At 58.7% G+C, this 15,211-nt stretch carries 16 protein-coding genes and 1 tRNA gene; 9 read left to right on the top strand and 8 right to left on the bottom strand.

Annotated elements, in window-relative coordinates; translation table 11 throughout:
- The first annotated feature begins 260 nt into the window (after positions 1-260).
- Positions 261-1,952: a colicin-like pore-forming protein gene (locus tag J2Y86_RS04905; RefSeq protein WP_253428619.1), complete on the top strand. Its 1,692-nt coding sequence runs from the start codon at positions 261-263 to the stop codon at positions 1,950-1,952.
- A 2-nt stretch (positions 1,953-1,954) separates the two neighbouring features.
- On the opposite strand, the gene J2Y86_RS30265 is transcribed toward J2Y86_RS04905, so the two are convergent.
- Both J2Y86_RS30265 and J2Y86_RS04900 read right to left on the bottom strand, forming a co-directional pair.
- Complete coding sequence (locus tag J2Y86_RS30265; protein WP_367399724.1) at positions 1,955-2,179, bottom strand: colicin E1 family microcin immunity protein; 225 nt, start codon at positions 2,177-2,179, stop codon at positions 1,955-1,957.
- 346 nt (positions 2,180-2,525) lie between these two features.
- The gene (locus J2Y86_RS04900; protein ID WP_253428618.1) at positions 2,526-3,611 is read right to left on the bottom strand and encodes a 3-deoxy-7-phosphoheptulonate synthase; all 1,086 of its coding nucleotides are present in this window, start codon (positions 3,609-3,611) and stop codon (positions 2,526-2,528) included.
- Between the two features lie 624 nt (positions 3,612-4,235).
- Between J2Y86_RS04900 and J2Y86_RS04895 the strand changes: the two genes are divergently transcribed.
- The 8 genes from J2Y86_RS04895 (at position 4,236) to J2Y86_RS04860 (ending at position 10,088) form a co-directional block, all read left to right on the top strand.
- Entirely contained in the window at positions 4,236-4,994 is a 759-nt protein-coding gene (locus J2Y86_RS04895; protein ID WP_253428617.1) for a carbon-nitrogen hydrolase family protein, read from the top strand.
- Positions 4,994-5,437 carry a GNAT family N-acetyltransferase gene (locus tag J2Y86_RS04890; protein WP_253428616.1) on the top strand — a complete coding sequence of 148 codons (444 nt, stop codon included), beginning with the start codon at positions 4,994-4,996 and terminating at the stop codon, positions 5,435-5,437. The genes J2Y86_RS04895 and J2Y86_RS04890 overlap by 1 nt, the downstream gene beginning before the upstream one ends.
- A gap of 126 nt (positions 5,438-5,563) precedes the next feature.
- Positions 5,564-6,205, top strand: a complete 642-nt coding sequence (gene gacA / locus J2Y86_RS04885) for a response regulator transcription factor GacA (protein ID WP_008015884.1) — start codon at positions 5,564-5,566, stop codon at positions 6,203-6,205.
- 2 nt (positions 6,206-6,207) lie between these two features.
- Positions 6,208-8,031 carry an excinuclease ABC subunit UvrC gene (gene uvrC, locus J2Y86_RS04880; RefSeq protein WP_253428615.1) on the top strand — a complete coding sequence of 608 codons (1,824 nt, stop codon included), beginning with the start codon at positions 6,208-6,210 and terminating at the stop codon, positions 8,029-8,031.
- A gap of 32 nt (positions 8,032-8,063) precedes the next feature.
- Positions 8,064-8,624 (top strand): CDP-diacylglycerol--glycerol-3-phosphate 3-phosphatidyltransferase, encoded by a 561-nt coding sequence (gene pgsA, locus J2Y86_RS04875; protein ID WP_017339130.1) that lies wholly within the window; start codon positions 8,064-8,066, stop codon positions 8,622-8,624.
- A gap of 62 nt (positions 8,625-8,686) precedes the next feature.
- Positions 8,687-8,762: transfer RNA gene (locus tag J2Y86_RS04870), tRNA-Gly, on the top strand.
- Positions 8,763-8,983: 221 nt separating this feature from the next.
- Entirely contained in the window at positions 8,984-9,541 is a 558-nt protein-coding gene (locus J2Y86_RS04865) for a chalcone isomerase family protein (protein ID WP_253428614.1), read from the top strand.
- A 10-nt stretch (positions 9,542-9,551) separates the two neighbouring features.
- The gene (locus tag J2Y86_RS04860) at positions 9,552-10,088 is read left to right on the top strand and encodes a DUF3833 domain-containing protein (RefSeq protein ID WP_253428613.1); all 537 of its coding nucleotides are present in this window, start codon (positions 9,552-9,554) and stop codon (positions 10,086-10,088) included.
- 56 nt (positions 10,089-10,144) lie between these two features.
- On the opposite strand, the gene J2Y86_RS04855 is transcribed toward J2Y86_RS04860, so the two are convergent.
- From J2Y86_RS04855 to J2Y86_RS04830, 6 genes are read right to left on the bottom strand one after another with little or no spacing between them, the layout of a single operon-like run.
- A complete protein-coding gene (locus J2Y86_RS04855) occupies positions 10,145-10,633 on the bottom strand; it encodes a DUF2878 domain-containing protein (RefSeq protein WP_253428612.1) in 489 nt (162 codons plus the stop codon).
- A 1-nt stretch (position 10,634) separates the two neighbouring features.
- On the bottom strand, positions 10,635-11,894 hold the full coding sequence (locus J2Y86_RS04850; RefSeq protein WP_253428611.1) for an SAM-dependent methyltransferase: 1,260 nt from the start codon (positions 11,892-11,894) through the stop codon (positions 10,635-10,637).
- Entirely contained in the window at positions 11,869-12,681 is an 813-nt protein-coding gene (locus J2Y86_RS04845; protein ID WP_253428610.1) for a DUF1365 domain-containing protein, read from the bottom strand. Before J2Y86_RS04845 ends, J2Y86_RS04850 begins: the two co-directional genes overlap by 26 nt.
- The gene (locus J2Y86_RS04840; protein ID WP_253428609.1) at positions 12,678-13,925 is read right to left on the bottom strand and encodes an NAD(P)/FAD-dependent oxidoreductase; all 1,248 of its coding nucleotides are present in this window, start codon (positions 13,923-13,925) and stop codon (positions 12,678-12,680) included. Before J2Y86_RS04840 ends, J2Y86_RS04845 begins: the two co-directional genes overlap by 4 nt.
- A 6-nt stretch (positions 13,926-13,931) precedes the next feature.
- Positions 13,932-14,681 carry an SDR family NAD(P)-dependent oxidoreductase gene (locus J2Y86_RS04835; RefSeq protein ID WP_253428608.1) on the bottom strand — a complete coding sequence of 250 codons (750 nt, stop codon included), beginning with the start codon at positions 14,679-14,681 and terminating at the stop codon, positions 13,932-13,934.
- Entirely contained in the window at positions 14,678-15,100 is a 423-nt protein-coding gene (locus tag J2Y86_RS04830; protein ID WP_253428607.1) for a nuclear transport factor 2 family protein, read from the bottom strand. Before J2Y86_RS04830 ends, J2Y86_RS04835 begins: the two co-directional genes overlap by 4 nt.
- Positions 15,101-15,211: the final 111 nt, after the last annotated feature.

The raw sequence follows: 15,211 nt of genomic DNA, 5'->3' as shown, positions 1-15,211 counted from the left end.
GCTGTAAATGGGTGAAAGCGGAATAGGAAATGTACGAAATCTCGTATGTGAACGAGGCTTTAATCGGAGTGTTTCGACGTCTTTTTATCTGGTTAGTAGTTGTTTTGATCGATGACCTACCACGCGGAGCGTATTTAGCCGGGCAATTCGAAGCGCTCTCCTGACATCACGGGTTTCCTTTATGAGATTGAATGGGTTCGTTCGATGCCGACCTATGGGATGGCGTCTTTTCAAAGGACTGAGATAAAGGGAATGTGCACATGTCTGACAAAGACGAAGGATTCGTTCGCGGCGAGCCGTACAACATCAAACCCTCGTTCGTTAATCCTGATCGTGAGAGGGCATTTGGGGTGGGCGGTGGCGGCGGTTACATCGGTAATGGCAGCGGTTGGGGGCTTCAGGAAGGACCGCGCAGGGGGCAGGGAGGTCCTGGCAGTATTCGAAACCTTCCGGGGCCGAATGTCATGTCTGAGTTTATGGGGGTTCAGATCGACGGCCAGATGCAGATTGATGATGAATACAACCCTAGATTCAGCACACTTACCACCGATACCGAGCGTGAGTTGGAAGAAAGAAAGCAGGCTGCCAAAGAGGGTGGAAATTTTACAGTCGCTGAATCTGCTGCGATGGACCAAAAGGTCGCACTGGATCTTATCGATACGAAGAAGTCGCAATATATCTCCACCGCGCCCGGGACTTACGCGCTTTACGGTCAGAGTCCTTACTTCTTGATGGAGGTATTACCGCGTCGCAAAATAAGTGAGGTCCTGACTTCCCCATACCATGATCCTTATGCGCTCTATAACTCGTTTGGTTTGTTCAACAATGTCTATAAGTCGGCAATGGAGCTCAAGAGGCTCTCTCTGTCGATGGACGTTCTGGCTGGAAAGCTTGCAGAGCTGGCCAGGAAAAGAAACGAGGCGGAGTCGGATACTTCCCTGGATGATGCTGCATTAGTGGCAGCACAGGACCAGCGACTTGGCACCATTGCTCTGGAACGGGATATTCATGCGCAGCAACTCCCGGAGTTTCTCCAGACAGAGTTGATTGCAGCAGCAGGCTCCTTGACGGGGCTGACACTCACTCAAACCCTGACGCACTACAAGATGACGCTTGATCGTATGGCGGCAACCAAAATCGCTGAAATGAGGCCGGTGCAGCCGACCGAGCCTCTCAGGTTTAATGGCATAACCGTCAACTTCACCCTGAACAATCCGAAAATCAACGCGCCCTTGAGCAAACCAGAGCTGGAGGCGCTGAGCGAACTGGTGTACTTGCAAAACAATACTCCGTTAGGGACCAAGTGGCTCAGTTATCACGACGCATTGTTGAAAGCTGAATCAGCTCGGCATCTGACAGCGACTTCAAATGCGTTTAGTGGTTTGGTAGAGTGTGCGGACGAAGCAGAACAGATCATCAGCGCTATCAAATTCACAGCGGACTTTTACAAGGAAGTGACTGAAAAATTTGGTGAGAAAGCTTCAGCTCTGGCGAAGGAACTTTCGGAAAATGCCAAAGGGAAGAAGATACGAAATGCCGAAGAGGCAATTAAAGCCTTTGATCAATATAAAGATGTGTTGAACAAAAAGTTTAGCGTTAAGGATAGAGAGGCGATTGCCAAGGCTATCGACTCGCTTGATAAGGACATGATGGCTAAAAGTCTTGACAAGTTCAGCAAAGGCTTCGGTCTTGCTGGTGTCGGCGTGGACGCTTTCAACATACTCACCGAAGCTCAGAAATCGATGAAGAGCGGAGATTGGAAACCGTTTTTTGTGAAGACAGAAAGCGTCATGGCTGGTCGTGCGGTTGGTGGCCTGCTGGCATTCACGTTTGGCATGACGTTAGCGACGCCTCTGGGCATCTTGGGATTCGCTTTGCTGATGGCTGTCACAAGTTCGCTCATTGATGATGCGCTCGTGAGCAAGTTCAACGATTTCATCTTGAGTCTCTGATGCTATTGGGGTGACTTCGTCACCCCATTTTTGCAGACTATGTACATCAAGTAACTGCCGCCCAATGGGATGGCTAAAACGACACAAGTGAATATAAACAATGCGTCAGTGCCAGAAATATCGCGTTCCGGGAATACTTTTCTCCAAAATTCTCGGGGTTTCATTTTGTAGGCAGTCACTGATATCAAATACCTGGAAAACGGGTACAGAAGCGTGCTTAACACCATGAAAATAACTAGGGTGTAATCCTGGTAAAAAAACTCATCACCGTTATAGAAAGCAATAATGGCAATAATCAGGAACAGAAAGCCTGTCCGTGAGTTTTTCAAAAAATACTTTTTGTCCATCCTTGACCTCATTACTACCAAATGACGACGGTGTAGCACTTGCTCGTATCAAGCCAGCGCCGCTTGCTCTCAGTCTGCTGATTTGCATCCATGCATAATCATCCAGAAGTCCCCGCGGCTCATCTGGCGGGCACTCTGTGCAGTCAGCCGCCATAATTTCAGACTTGAGGGCGCGATCAAACCTTGACGTGTCGATCTGCCCCCGAAAGCCTCCAAAAAACCGCGTCTAAACGTTTCCGGTTTTGTTTTGTGCTCGCAACCGTTCCGCCGCCTGACGCAACAACGCCTCCGTCCCATCCCATCCCAGGCAACCATCCGTCACCGAAACGCCGTATTGAAGCGTTGCACTCAACGGCTGGCAACCCTCGAACAAATGACTCTCGATCATCATTCCGATCAAAGACCGATCACCCTGCAAACGCTGCTCAAGCACATCATTGAACACCGCCGGCTGACGCAGCGGGTCTTTGCCGCTGTTGGCGTGGCTGCAATCGACCATGATCCGCGCCGGGATTTTCAGTTTGGCCAGATCGTTGTTCACCTGAGAGACGCTGGCGCGATCGTAGTTCGGGCCGCGATGGCCGCCGCGCAGTACCAGGTGCGTGTCTGCATTGCCCGGGGTCTGAATGATCGCCGGATGCCCCTGGCTGTCGACCCCGAAATGCCGATGCGGATGCGCCGCCGAGCGCATGGCGTCGCTGGCAACGCCGACGCCGCCATCGGTGCCGTTCTTGAAACCGACCGGCATGCTCAGGCCGCTGGCCATTTCCCGGTGGATCTGCGATTCGGTGGTGCGGGCGCCAATGGCCACCCAGCTGAGCAGGTCGTCGAAGTAACCGGCGGCCATCGGTTGCAGCAGTTCGGTGGCGACGGGCAAACCCAGTCGGAGCATTTCGCGCATCAGCTCACGGGACAGGGTCAGGCCGCCAGCCATGTCATCGCTGCCGTCCAGGTGCGGATCGTAGGCCAGGCCTTTCCAGCCGATCGTGGTGCGAGGTTTTTCAACGTAGGCACGCATCACCAGCAGCATTTCATCGCTGACTTCGGCGGCGAGGCGGGCGAGGCTGCTTGCGTATTCGAGGGCGGACTGGGGGTCGTGAATCGAGCAAGGGCCGACGATGACCAGCAAGCGGGAGTCTTCACCGTTGAGTATCGCGCGGACCGCGTCGCGGTGGGCGGCGACCTGGCGGGTCAGGACGTTGCTGAGGGGCAGTTGCTGTTTGAGTTGCAATGAGCTTGGCAGACGCAGGGTCAGCGCTTCATTGGCAGGATTCAGGTCAGACAGCGGCAGAGCAGAGACGGACGAGTTCATATTCGGGCTTCCTGGGCGGGCGGCGGGTTCGTTCCCGCGCGCTTGGCCCTACTGGGGTGTTCGACAATTGGCCGGATTGGCTGCGTGTGTGCTTGCCACCTGTGGGTGACCGATCGGAGGCGGCAGGCTGTCCCGAGCGGAGGCTGCTAAATCGCCAGGCGGTAAAACTGTCGTAACGGTAATAAGTGGCGTAGTTCATGTCGTGAATCCTCGAGTTGTCTGGTTATTGCTGAAAAGTGTCTGGGGCTGAAAAAACAAAACCCCCGGTCGGGAGGCCGACCGGGGGTTGAGAATTCTCTGGTGGCGACCCGTTTAAAGTGGGCGCCGTGTGGGTATCAGGCGCGCCAGTGGCTAAACCAATACCCAAAATAAAAGCTGACCGGAGCGCAAACGACGTTCACCCGGGCAGCCGCAACCGAGCGCAGGGCGCTGGCGGTAGGAAGCTGTGAGAGGGCGTTCAACATGGTCTGTCTCCGATGGATGCGCCGAGCTTACTAGAGGCTGGTACGCGGATTCAATCAGAAATTGCTATTGGTCACCGCCGGCGATTTCTATCGCTTGAGTGCGTCGAAGGTTGTGACACACTCGCCGCTTGAATAAAACACAACGTCACAAGGACGAACCATGACGCCTCTGACCATCGCCGCCGCTCAATCGATCTCTATCGCGGGAGACCTGGCCGCCAATATCGCCTGGCATCAACGCTTCATGCAGGTGGCGGCGGAGCAGGGCGTGCAGTTGCTGGTGTTTCCGGAGCTGTCGCTGACCGGGTATGAGCGCGAGCTGGCGGCTGAGCTGGCCATTGCGCCGGAGGATGCGCTGCTGCAACCGTTGCGGGATTTTGCGCAGGAAATCGGCGTAACGACCGTGGTCGGGATGCCTGTTCGTCTGTCGGAGGATTCGCCCGTGTTGATCGGCGCGCTGGTACTGGGCGCCGATGGCTCACTCGGGGTTTATAGCAAGCAGCATTTGCATCCCGGCGAGGAAGTCGCGTTTGCACCGGGCCGCGGCGGTTCGCCCCTGACAATCGGCGGCGACACGGTCGCCCTGGCGGTGTGCGCCGATTTTTCCCACGCTAGCCATGCGGCTGCAGCGGCGCGGCAGGGCGCCAACCTGTATGCCGCGGGCGTGTTGATCACCGAAAACGGCTACGCCCCGGACACTACGTTGTTGCAGGGCTATGCCGTCACGCACTCGATGGTGGTGCTGATGGCCAACCATGGCGGTGCCACGGGGGGCTGGGAGTCGGCAGGACGCAGCGCCATCTGGGCGTCGGACGGTTCGCTGATTGCCGCCGCACCCGGCACCGGCAATCTGCTGGTCGTTGCTCGCCGCACTACGGATGACTGGACGGGGCAAACAGTTGCCGTCGCGGAGGCCTGATGGGGTTCGATTTACGTCCGGCGATGTCGCAGGACCTCGACTTTGCTCGGGAGCTGACCTGTAAAACCATGCTCCGCTACTACATTCAGCACGATCTGCTCTGGCAGGACGAGGCCTTCGATGTCGCTTGGGCGGGACGGGAAAACTGGCTGATCGTGAGCGATGATGTGCGGCTGGGGTATGTGAGCCTGAGCCGGGACGCAAGGGCCTTGTACATCCGCGAATTGCACGTGCTCGAAGCCTTTCGGGGGCAGGGTGCCGGTTCCTGGGCGATCGATCAGGTATTGGCAATGGCACGCAAGGAGCGGCGTCCGGCATTGCGCTTGACGGTTTTTGAAAATAATCCGGCGAAAGCACTATATGAAAGAAAGGGCCTTGCGGTGGTCGGCAAAGACGAGTGTTTCCTGAGAATGCAGCGCGATGTCGAGGTCGCGAACCGCTGAAACACGTATAAGACAAGCCTTTCAAGATGTATTGATACTTTTTATATGACGCTTGCCGCTAGGTCTGCCAGTCGCTTTTTGCTAAGGTGTCGACAACTCAATAAGACCATATCGCGAGGTGTCTGCTTGATTAGGGTGCTAGTAGTCGATGACCATGATCTCGTTCGTACAGGCATTACACGAATGCTGGCTGACATCGATGGCCTGCAAGTGGTCGGCCAGGCTGAGTCAGGCGAAGAATCCCTGCTCAAGGCGCGTGAGTTGAAACCCGATGTGGTGCTGATGGACGTCAAGATGCCCGGTATCGGCGGTCTTGAGGCCACCCGCAAATTGTTGCGCAGTCATCCGGATATCAAAGTGGTCGCGGTCACCGTGTGCGAGGAAGATCCGTTTCCTACACGGTTGTTGCAGGCCGGTGCCGCGGGTTACCTGACCAAAGGCGCCGGGTTGCCGGAAATGGTCCAGGCCATCCGCCTGGTGTTTGCCGGGCAACGCTACATCAGCCCGCAGATTGCCCAGCAACTGGCGATCAAATCCTTTCAGCCGACCAACGATTCGCCGTTCGACGCGCTGTCGGAACGGGAAATCCAGATCGCACTGATGATTGTCGGCTGCCAGAAGGTGCAGATCATTTCCGACAAGTTGTGCCTGTCGCCCAAAACCGTGAACACCTACCGTTACCGAATTTTCGAAAAGCTTTCGATCAGCAGCGATGTCGAGTTGACGCTGTTGGCGGTTCGTCACGGCATGGTTGATGCCAGCCTCTGATAATGACTGACACCTTCGATCCAAGTGCTTTCCTGTCGACGGTCAGTGGACGCCCCGGCGTCTATCGCATGTTCGACAGTGAGGCGCGCCTGCTCTACGTCGGCAAGGCCAAGAACCTCAAGAATCGCCTGTCGAGTTACTTTCGCAAGTCCGGGCTCGCCCCGAAAACCGCTGCACTGGTGGCGCGGATTGCCCAGGTCGAAACGACGATCACGGCCAACGAAACCGAAGCCTTGCTGCTTGAACAGACGCTGATCAAGGAATGGCGCCCGCCCTACAACATCCTGCTGCGCGACGACAAATCCTACCCGTACGTGTTTCTCTCGGATGGCCAGTTCCCGCGCCTGAGCATTCATCGCGGTGCGAAGAAGGCCAAAGGCAAGTATTTCGGCCCCTATCCCAGCGCCGGTGCGATTCGCGAAAGCCTGAGCCTGCTGCAAAAGACCTTTTTTGTTCGCCAGTGCGAAGACAGCTATTACAAGAACCGCACGCGACCGTGCCTGCAGTATCAGATCAAACGCTGCAAGGCGCCCTGTGTCGGCCTGGTGGAGCCCGAGGTGTACGCCGAAGATGTGCGGCACTCGGTGATGTTCCTGGAAGGGCGTAGCAATGCGCTGACCGACGAGTTGTCGGCGGGCATGGAAGAGGCGGCGATCAACCTCGAATTCGAGCGTGCCGCAGAATTGCGCGACCAGATCTCCTTGCTGCGCCGGGTTCAGGATCAGCAGAGCATGGAAGGCGGGACCGGAGATGTCGACGTGATCGCCGCGTTCGTCAACCCGGGCGGCGCCTGCGTTCATCTGATCAGCGTGCGCGGTGGCCGGGTGCTGGGGAGCAAGAACTTTTTCCCGCAGGTGGGTATTGAAGAAGACGTTTCCGAAGTCATGGCGGCGTTTCTCGGTCAGTACTTCGTCAGCAGCCCTGAACGCGACTTGCCGAGCGAATTGATCGTCAACGTGGTGCACGAAGATTTTCCGACGCTGATCGCGGCCATTGAAGAGTTGCGCGGTCGCGAACTGACCATCAGCCACAGGGTTCGCGGAACGCGGGCACGCTGGCAGCAATTGGCCGTGACCAATGCCGAGCAGGCACTCGGCGCACGCCTGGCCAACCGCCAACACGTCGCCGCGCGTTTCGAGGCCTTGGCCGACGTGCTGAAACTGGATGAGCCGCCGCAACGCCTGGAGTGTTACGACATCAGTCACTCCAGTGGCGAAGCGACCGTGGCGTCCTGTGTGGTGTTCGGTCCCGAAGGCCCGATCAAGTCCGACTACCGCCGCTACAACATCGAAGGCGTCACGCCGGGCGATGACTACGCCGCGATGCACCAGGCCCTGACCCGACGCTTCAGCAAACTGAAGGACGGGGAGGGCAAGCTGCCGGACATCCTGCTGGTGGACGGCGGCAAGGGGCAGTTGTCCATGGCGCGCGATGTGCTCAATGAGCTGGCGGTGCCCGACCTGATTCTGCTGGGCGTGGCGAAGGGCGCGACACGCAAGGCCGGTTTCGAAACCCTGTATCTCAACGATGCGGCCCACGAATTCACCTTGCGCGGTGACTCCCCGGCATTGCATTTGATCCAGCAGATCCGCGACGAAGCCCACCGATTCGCAATTACCGGGCACCGTGCCCGTCGTGGAAAAACCCGCCGTACGTCTACACTGGAGGGCGTCGCAGGCGTCGGACCGACACGCCGGCGCGATTTGTTGAAACATTTTGGTGGATTGCAGGAGCTGTCTCGTGCCAGCATCGACGAGATCGCCAAAGCCCCCGGGATCAGTAAAAAGCTCGCAGAGTTGATTTATGCAAATCTGCACAGCGAGTAGAATGCCACCTCACCTCGTAGCCAGTTGTGCCGATGAATATCCCTAATCTGATTACCGTTCTACGCGTCCTGCTTATCCCGATCTTCATTTTACTGTTCTACCTGCCTTACCAATGGAGCTACCTCGCGTCCGCTTCGGTCTTTGCATTTGCCGCCGCCACTGACTGGCTGGATGGTTATCTGGCTCGTCGTCTGGAGCAAAGCACGCCGTTCGGGGCTTTTCTCGATCCGGTGGCCGACAAACTGATGGTCGCCGTGGCGCTGGTGTTGCTGGTGCAGGAACACGGCAACCTGTGGCTCACGCTGCCGGCCGCTGTGATCATTGGTCGCGAAATCGTCGTCTCGGCGCTGCGAGAGTGGATGGCCGAGCTCGGTGCTCGTGCTCACGTCGCCGTGTCGAACCTAGGCAAATGGAAAACCGCTGCGCAAATGCTGGCGCTGGTGATCCTGCTGGCCAATCCGTCGGACTTCACGTTCTGGGTTCTGGTGGGTTACGCGTTGCTGCTGATCTCTGCGGGCCTGACGCTGTGGTCCATGGTTCAATATTTGCGGGCTGCCTGGCCGCATCTGAAGACCGACGTGGAAAAGAAATAAACTTTTTTGAATCAAAGGGTTGACGGGGCATCTGGATTCTATAGAATGCGCCTCACCAAGACGCGGGAATAGCTCAGTTGGTAGAGCACGACCTTGCCAAGGTCGGGGTCGCGAGTTCGAGTCTCGTTTCCCGCTCCAAATACAAAAAAAGCGCCACTCAATGAGTGGCGCTTTTTTTTGCGCAGCATTTATGTCCAGCATTGAAAAAGAGAGGCTTCGGCCTCTTTTTTCGTTCCTGCGTCAAGCCTGTGGAATCACTAGCGCAACGGTGAAAAAATTGTACACGTTCTGTACTTATGGCGTAAAAACTATACATTAAGCTAGTCTTGTATAGAATTTTAAAAAAAGTCGAGGCACCGATGAACGTGGCTGTTGCCAGACGCTTTCTCGAACATCGTCTGTCGAGAGGCTGGCTGTTCGCGCTGGTACTCGCCGTACCTGCCTGGGCGGATTGGCATCCCGCGCTGCCCGATGGGCGTCTGGTGGGCAGCGGCGACTTTACCTGGTTCGGCGTGAATCTATACACCGCGCGGTTGTGGAGCGCTGGTTTGCCGCTGACCTGGGATCAGCCTTTTGCGCTCGAACTGACATATCACCGTGTGTTTTCCAGGGAAACGCTGGTGGAGGCCAGCCTCAAGGAAATGCGTCGCATGGCAGAGGCTCGTCCAGATGAGTCCACCCTCCAGCGCTGGTCCAGTGAAATGCGTGAAGCCTTCGTCGATGTTCGGCCCGGAATGCGCATCACCGGGATCTACCATCCCGGCATAGGCTGCACGTTCTTCGTCGACGGCCAACTGCGCCGGCGGGTCGAGGACCCTGCGTTCGCCCGCGCCTTTTTCGACATCTGGCTTGATCCGCGCACTCGGGACAAGCAACTGCGTCAACAACTGCTGGGGATGGACCGGGCGGCTGACTGAGGAGGTTGAGATGCGTCAAATACTGGTACTGTTCGTTAGCCTGTTGCTGGTCAGTTGTAACAACGTTGGCGTGGAGCACTACGCCCAGGAGCGACCGACGCTGGATCTCGTGGCGTTCTTCTCAAGGCCGGTAGAGGCTTGGGGTCTGTTTCAGAATCGCTCGGGTGAGGTGGTCAAGCGTTTCCATGTTCAGATCGAAAGCCGCGTCGAAGGCCAGCAGCTGATCCTCGACGAACGTTTTCTCTACAGCGATGGCACGCGTCAGCGCCGCGTCTGGACGCTGCAGCCAGCCGGTGCCGGGCGTTGGCGTGGTCGTGCGGACGACGTAGTCGGAGAGGCCAGCGGCGAGGTTGCTGGCAACGCGCTGCGCTGGCGCTATCGCCTTGACCTGCCGGTTGATGGCAGGCATTGGGAAGTGGATCTGGACGACTGGATGTACCTGATGGACGAAGACACGATGATCAATCGCTCGAGTATGAGCAAGCTTGGTGTCGAGTTGGGACAAGTGATCCTGTTCTTTCGCCGCCAGCCGGAGTCGCTTCCGTGAACCCTTGATAACCGGCCCAAGCAGAGGATGTTCACGCATTCGAAGGCAGTCGCTTCTCAGCGGGGTGCAGCGAGTCGCAGGACAAGCGGCATCCATACAGCCCACAACGGCGCGAGCAGCAGGACCGTACCCAGAGTGCCCCAAGGCAGGCCTACACCGGCCAGCGTTGCACCGGCGATGTAGGCCAGAGGTCCACCGCACATGCCCAGTAGCGCCCCGTACCAGATGGGACGTCGAGCCCAGGCCAGGCTATGCCGAAGCCCACTGGCCAGCACTAGCCACAGCAGCGCCAGCCACATAGGTAGGGGTTGCTGGGCAAAATCGAAGACTCCCAGCACACCCAGGCCGGCATCCAGTGAACAGCCTGCTATCCCCACGCAGACCAGAGTGGTTGCTTCGTCGCCCGGCCGAGGGCAAGCAGCCACATGCACCAACAGGCCGGCCACCACCGGCAGCAGCAGCCAAGGATGCCGCTCGCTCAGTACGCAAGCCCACCAGGCGGCCTGCATCCAGAGCGCGTTACTGACCAACCAGGCCCGGCTCAAATCAGCCGCCCGGCAGCGATGCACGGCGTGCGGCCGGGGCTGCCCAGAGCAGTTGCGCGACGCCGATCGCACGCTCCTCGAAACCGCCTTGGCAGTAACACAGGTAAAACTCCCAGAGACGCTGAAAGGTGTCGTCATAGCCAAGCTCGACCAATGCGGTGCGCGACTGACGCAAGTTGTCGCGCCAGTGCTGCAGTGTCCGCGCATAGTCCAGGCCGAAGTCCTCCATGTGCACCAGGTTCAACGTGGTATGGCGACTGGCGGTCTGCAGCATGACACTCAAGGAGGGCAGGGCACCGCCGGGAAAGATGTAGCGCTGGATGAAATCCACCGACCGCTGGGCTTGTTCATAGCGCTGGTCGCGGATGGTGATCGCCTGCAGCAGCATCAAGCCGTCATCCTTGAGCAGCGACGCGCAGCGGCGGAAGTAAACCGGCAGATAGCGGTGCCCGACCGCCTCGATCATCTCGATCGAGACCAGCTTGTCGAAGCGTCCGCCAAGATCGCGGTAGTCCTCGCGCAGGACGGTAATGCGTTCTTGCAGACCAAGATCGCGGACGCGTTGCAGGGTATGGGCGTACTGTGCCTCGGACAACGTGGTGGTGGTCACCCTGCACCCGTGGCGTGTGGCGGCATGGATCGCCAGGCTGCCCCATCCGGTGCCGATCTCGAGCAAATGATCGTCTGGGCATAGCGCGAGTTTGTCGCAGATACGCTCAAGCTTGTTCAGTTGGCCCTGCTCCAGGGTCTGCTCCAGACTGTCGAACATGGCTGCCGAGTACATCATGGTCGGGTCCAGCAGCCGCTCGAACAACGCATTACCCAGATCGTAATGGGCGAGAATGTTGCGTCGCGCGCCGTGCCTGCTGTTGCGATTGAGCCAATGCAGCAGGCGCAGGATCGGACGACCCAGGCGCGCCAGCCCGCCTTCAAGGGCGTCGAGCACCTCCAGGTTGGCGACGAACAGGCGGGTGACCGCGGCCAGGTCCGGACTGCGCCAGTATCCGTGAATGTAAGCTTCGCCCGCACCGATCGACCCGTTGGCAGCCACCATGCCCCAGGCTGCTTCGTCGAAGATCTCGACCTCAGCGTGCAGCGCGCTGCCAACATCGCCAAACAGCCACTGCTGGTCCTGGCAGATCAGACGCAGACGACCTTGGCGCAGGTTGCGAAGCTGATTGAGCACGGCGCTTCTGGCCAGGCCGCCGAATAACGGCGTCAGGCCCAAGGATTTGCTAACGCTCAGAGTTGGTTCGGACATGCTCGGGCTCCTCGTGGACGTGATGGCCAAGGTTTTGGCTGCTCTGACGGGTCTTGTGGGCATAGAGCGGGGTGCGCTTGAGCAACAGGCGCATGGCTTGCCAATAAATGGCGCCGAGGGTGCGCAGGCTCATCCAGGGGAAGGCCAGTACGTGGCGTCGTAGTGCTGTGGCATCCAGCGGCTGCCGCTGCAGGGCCAGGTCGGCCTCGAAGACTTTTTGCCCTTCGCGGCGGTTTTCCATGTGGATGCGCACGTGTGCGCCATCGATGTGGAAGCGCATGTGGTACTGCATGTCCATCGGCAGGAACGGCGAGACATGGAATGCCTTGGTGACCGAGAACTGCCGGGGCTGACCGGGCAGCACAGACAAAACGTAGTGAAAGCGCTCACGCCAGGGTGTGTTACGTACCTCCAGCACAATCGCTGCGAGGAGGCCGTCGCTGTCGTGACAAAAATAGAAACTGACCGGATTGAATGAAATCCCCCAACTGCGCGGTTGGGTCAGCAAATGAATGGCGCCGCACGGTGCCTGGCCAAGGGCCTTGGCCACCACTTCGCGCACCGCTTCCTTCAACGGCATACCCTGACGAGTCCAGGCTGGAAGGTAATCGGTTTCTCGCCAGCACAACGGCGCCCAGCAAGAAGCACCGAGTAACGGGGACAGGCCCAGCAGCCGTTCCTGTTCGTCCAGATCCAGGTAAAACATGCCGCTGCGATAGCGGAATCCATGGAACCGCGGTACCAGGCGCCGATGACTGACCCAACCGTAGCAAAGGCTGCTGTTCACAGGCGCTCCCCAAACCGTTGGGCGACGTCCAGTGCGCTGACCACGCCATCCTCATGGAAGCCGTTTGCCCAGTAAGCACCGCAGAAGTAGCTGTGCTGGTTTCCCTGTAGCTCACCCTGGCGCGCCTGGGCCCCCATGGCGGCAAGGCTGTATTGAGGATGTGCATAGTTGAAGCGTGCCAGCACTTGCGACGGGTCCACGCAATCGCCCTGATTGAGGCTTAGGCAAAAGGTAACCGGGGCGTCGAGGCCTTGCAGAATGTTCATGTTATAGGTCACGGCCGCCGGGGCGTGCGCGGGTCCGCCGAGGCGATAGTTCCAGCTGGCCCAGGCCTTGCGCCGGCGGGGCAGCAGGCGGGTATCGGTGTGCAGCACTACTTCATTGGCGGCATAGGTGAGGGCGCCAAGCACCTCGTGCTCGGTGCTCGTCGGGTTCTCCAGCAGCGCCAAAGCCTGGTCGCTGTGGCAGGCGAACACGACCTTGTCGAAGCGCTCGCGGCCTGCGGCGCTGGTGATGTCCACGCCTGTGTCGTCCCGGCGGACGCTCATCACCGGGCAATTGAGCCGAATGCGCTCGGCGAAGGTCTTGCACAACGGCTCCACGTAGCTGCGCGAACCACCCTCGAGCACTCGCCACTGTGGGCGCCGGCTGATAGAGAGCAGGCCATGGTTACGAAAGAAACGGACGAAGAAGTGCATCGGGAAGCGCAGCATATCGGCCCTTGATACCGACCAGATGGCCGAGCCCATGGGGACGATATAGTGATGGATGAAGCGCTGCCCGTAGCTTCTCGTGTGCAGGTAATCGCCAAGACTCATGCCCGGCTCGATGCGGTGGCCGTCAAGGTCGGCCACCGCCTGGCGGTTGAAGCGCACGATATCGCGCAACATGCCCCAGAAGCCCGGCGACAGCAGATTGCCGCGCTGGGCGAAGAGGGTGTCCAGGTTATTGCCGTTGTATTCCAGGCCGCTGTCCGGATCGTTCACGGAAAAGCTCATCTCGGTGGGGCGCGAGACGACTCCCAGGCGATCCAGCAAGCGAATGAAGTTGGGGTAGGTCCAGTCATTGAAGACGATGAAACCGGTGTCCACGGCATAGCGCTGGCCGTGCCATTCGATGTCGACAGTATGGGTATGACCGCCGATCCAGTCAGCCGCTTCGAACACGGTCACCTCATTGCGACGTGACAGCAGATAGGCACAGGTCAGCCCAGAGATCCCGCTGCCGATGATGGCGATACGCATATGACGCTATTCCTGTTCGGTTCGCGCCAGTCGACGGCCCACGGCCAGGCGCCAGCGAGCTGGGAGGGCGCCAAGCAAGCGCAGGACGAGAATGAAGAGGCGTGGAAAGTTGATCTCCAACGGTCGTCGCGTCAGGCGCGCGACGACATGTCGCGCGGCGCGGTCGGCCGTCCAGAGTTGTGGCATGGCAAAGGCGTTGCGCCGAGTCAGCGGAGTGTCGATGAACCCTGGGCTGACCAACGTTACATCAATGCCTTCGGCGTAGAGATCCAGGCGCAGGGATTCGACAAGATAACGCAGGGCCGCCTTGGAAGCGCCATAGGCTCCAGCCTGCGGCAACGCCAGCCAGGTCACCGAGCTGCCGATCACTACCAGGTGTGGTCGTTGCCCGCGGCGCAGCAGTGGCAAGGCTGCCTGCAGGCAGTAACTGACCCCCAGCAGGTTCGTGCGCATCACGCGCTCGACTGTCTCGGCCTCGAACATGCCCGGCACAAGGTATTCGCAGGTGCCAGCGTTGAGGATCACCAGGTCCAGTGCGCCCCACGCATGCTCGATGTTCTCGCACATAGCCGAGACCTGTCGTGGGTCAGTCACATCGCCGGTAGCAAGCAGGGCCCCGGGGTGGCGCAGCACGAGCGGCATAAGTGCCTCCGCCCGCCGGCCACCCAAGGCCACCGAATGGCCTTGCTCCAGCAGCAATTCGGCCAGGGCAGCACCGAGGCCGCTGCTGGCCCCAGTCAGCCAGCAGCGACTCATGCGAGCCTTCCCTTGATCCAGCCGATCATCCCGCCAAGAACCGGGACGTGCTCATAGAGCAGGGCGCCGGCATCGAAGTAGTCGTGGTGCAGGTAGACATGTTTCTGCCAGCGCAGGTGGCTGCAGCCTTGCAGACTGATCGGCTGGCCGCGGGACAGGCGCGGATGACGAAAATGCAGGTTCCAGCGCAGATAACCGTGGCCGGGGGCGGTTTCATCCACGTCAAGGAGGTCGTAGCGAATATCCTGGACGTTGGTGTATAGCTTTTCAAAGTAGGTGCGCAGTGCCGGCAAGCCATCCAGCTGATGCAAGGGATCACGAAACTGAACGTCGTTGCTATAGAGCTCGCCCAGTCGGTCCAGGCAATCAGCGTTCAGCGTTGCGAACGTGTCGGCGAAATGGTGGAGATAGGCAGACATGGCAGGCCCCGGGAAAAATTGTACAAGTTGAAAAAACTGTACAGATTTAACTGAAGCCTACGGGGAATATTGTACAAGTCAATATTCTTGTACACTTTTTTGTCGGTCGTA

The organism is Pseudomonas migulae (assembly GCF_024169315.1).
GTDB lineage: Bacteria > Pseudomonadota > Gammaproteobacteria > Pseudomonadales > Pseudomonadaceae > Aquipseudomonas > Aquipseudomonas migulae_B.
Note: the sequence above shows the minus strand (reverse complement) of the source record. Positions and strands in the feature narration are given on the sequence as shown.

Bases quoted from the DNA above. Each gene is read 5' to 3' on its own strand.
- J2Y86_RS04905 (WP_253428619.1), top strand. From the start codon at position 261: ATGTCTGACAAAGACGAAGGATTCGTTCGCGGCGAGCCGTACAACATC.
- J2Y86_RS30265 (WP_367399724.1), bottom strand. From the start codon at position 2,179: ATGGTGTTAAGCACGCTTCTGTACCCGTTTTCCAGGTATTTGATATCA.
- J2Y86_RS04900 (WP_253428618.1), bottom strand. From the start codon at position 3,611: ATGAACTCGTCCGTCTCTGCTCTGCCGCTGTCTGACCTGAATCCTGCC.
- J2Y86_RS04895 (WP_253428617.1), top strand. From the start codon at position 4,236: ATGACGCCTCTGACCATCGCCGCCGCTCAATCGATCTCTATCGCGGGA.
- J2Y86_RS04890 (WP_253428616.1), top strand. From the start codon at position 4,994: ATGGGGTTCGATTTACGTCCGGCGATGTCGCAGGACCTCGACTTTGCT.
- uvrC (WP_253428615.1), top strand. From the start codon at position 6,208: ATGACTGACACCTTCGATCCAAGTGCTTTCCTGTCGACGGTCAGTGGA.
- pgsA (WP_017339130.1), top strand. From the start codon at position 8,064: ATGAATATCCCTAATCTGATTACCGTTCTACGCGTCCTGCTTATCCCG.
- J2Y86_RS04865 (WP_253428614.1), top strand. From the start codon at position 8,984: ATGAACGTGGCTGTTGCCAGACGCTTTCTCGAACATCGTCTGTCGAGA.
- J2Y86_RS04860 (WP_253428613.1), top strand. From the start codon at position 9,552: ATGCGTCAAATACTGGTACTGTTCGTTAGCCTGTTGCTGGTCAGTTGT.
- J2Y86_RS04850 (WP_253428611.1), bottom strand. From the start codon at position 11,894: ATGTCCGAACCAACTCTGAGCGTTAGCAAATCCTTGGGCCTGACGCCG.
- J2Y86_RS04840 (WP_253428609.1), bottom strand. From the start codon at position 13,925: ATGCGTATCGCCATCATCGGCAGCGGGATCTCTGGGCTGACCTGTGCC.
- J2Y86_RS04835 (WP_253428608.1), bottom strand. From the start codon at position 14,681: ATGAGTCGCTGCTGGCTGACTGGGGCCAGCAGCGGCCTCGGTGCTGCC.
- J2Y86_RS04830 (WP_253428607.1), bottom strand. From the start codon at position 15,100: ATGTCTGCCTATCTCCACCATTTCGCCGACACGTTCGCAACGCTGAAC.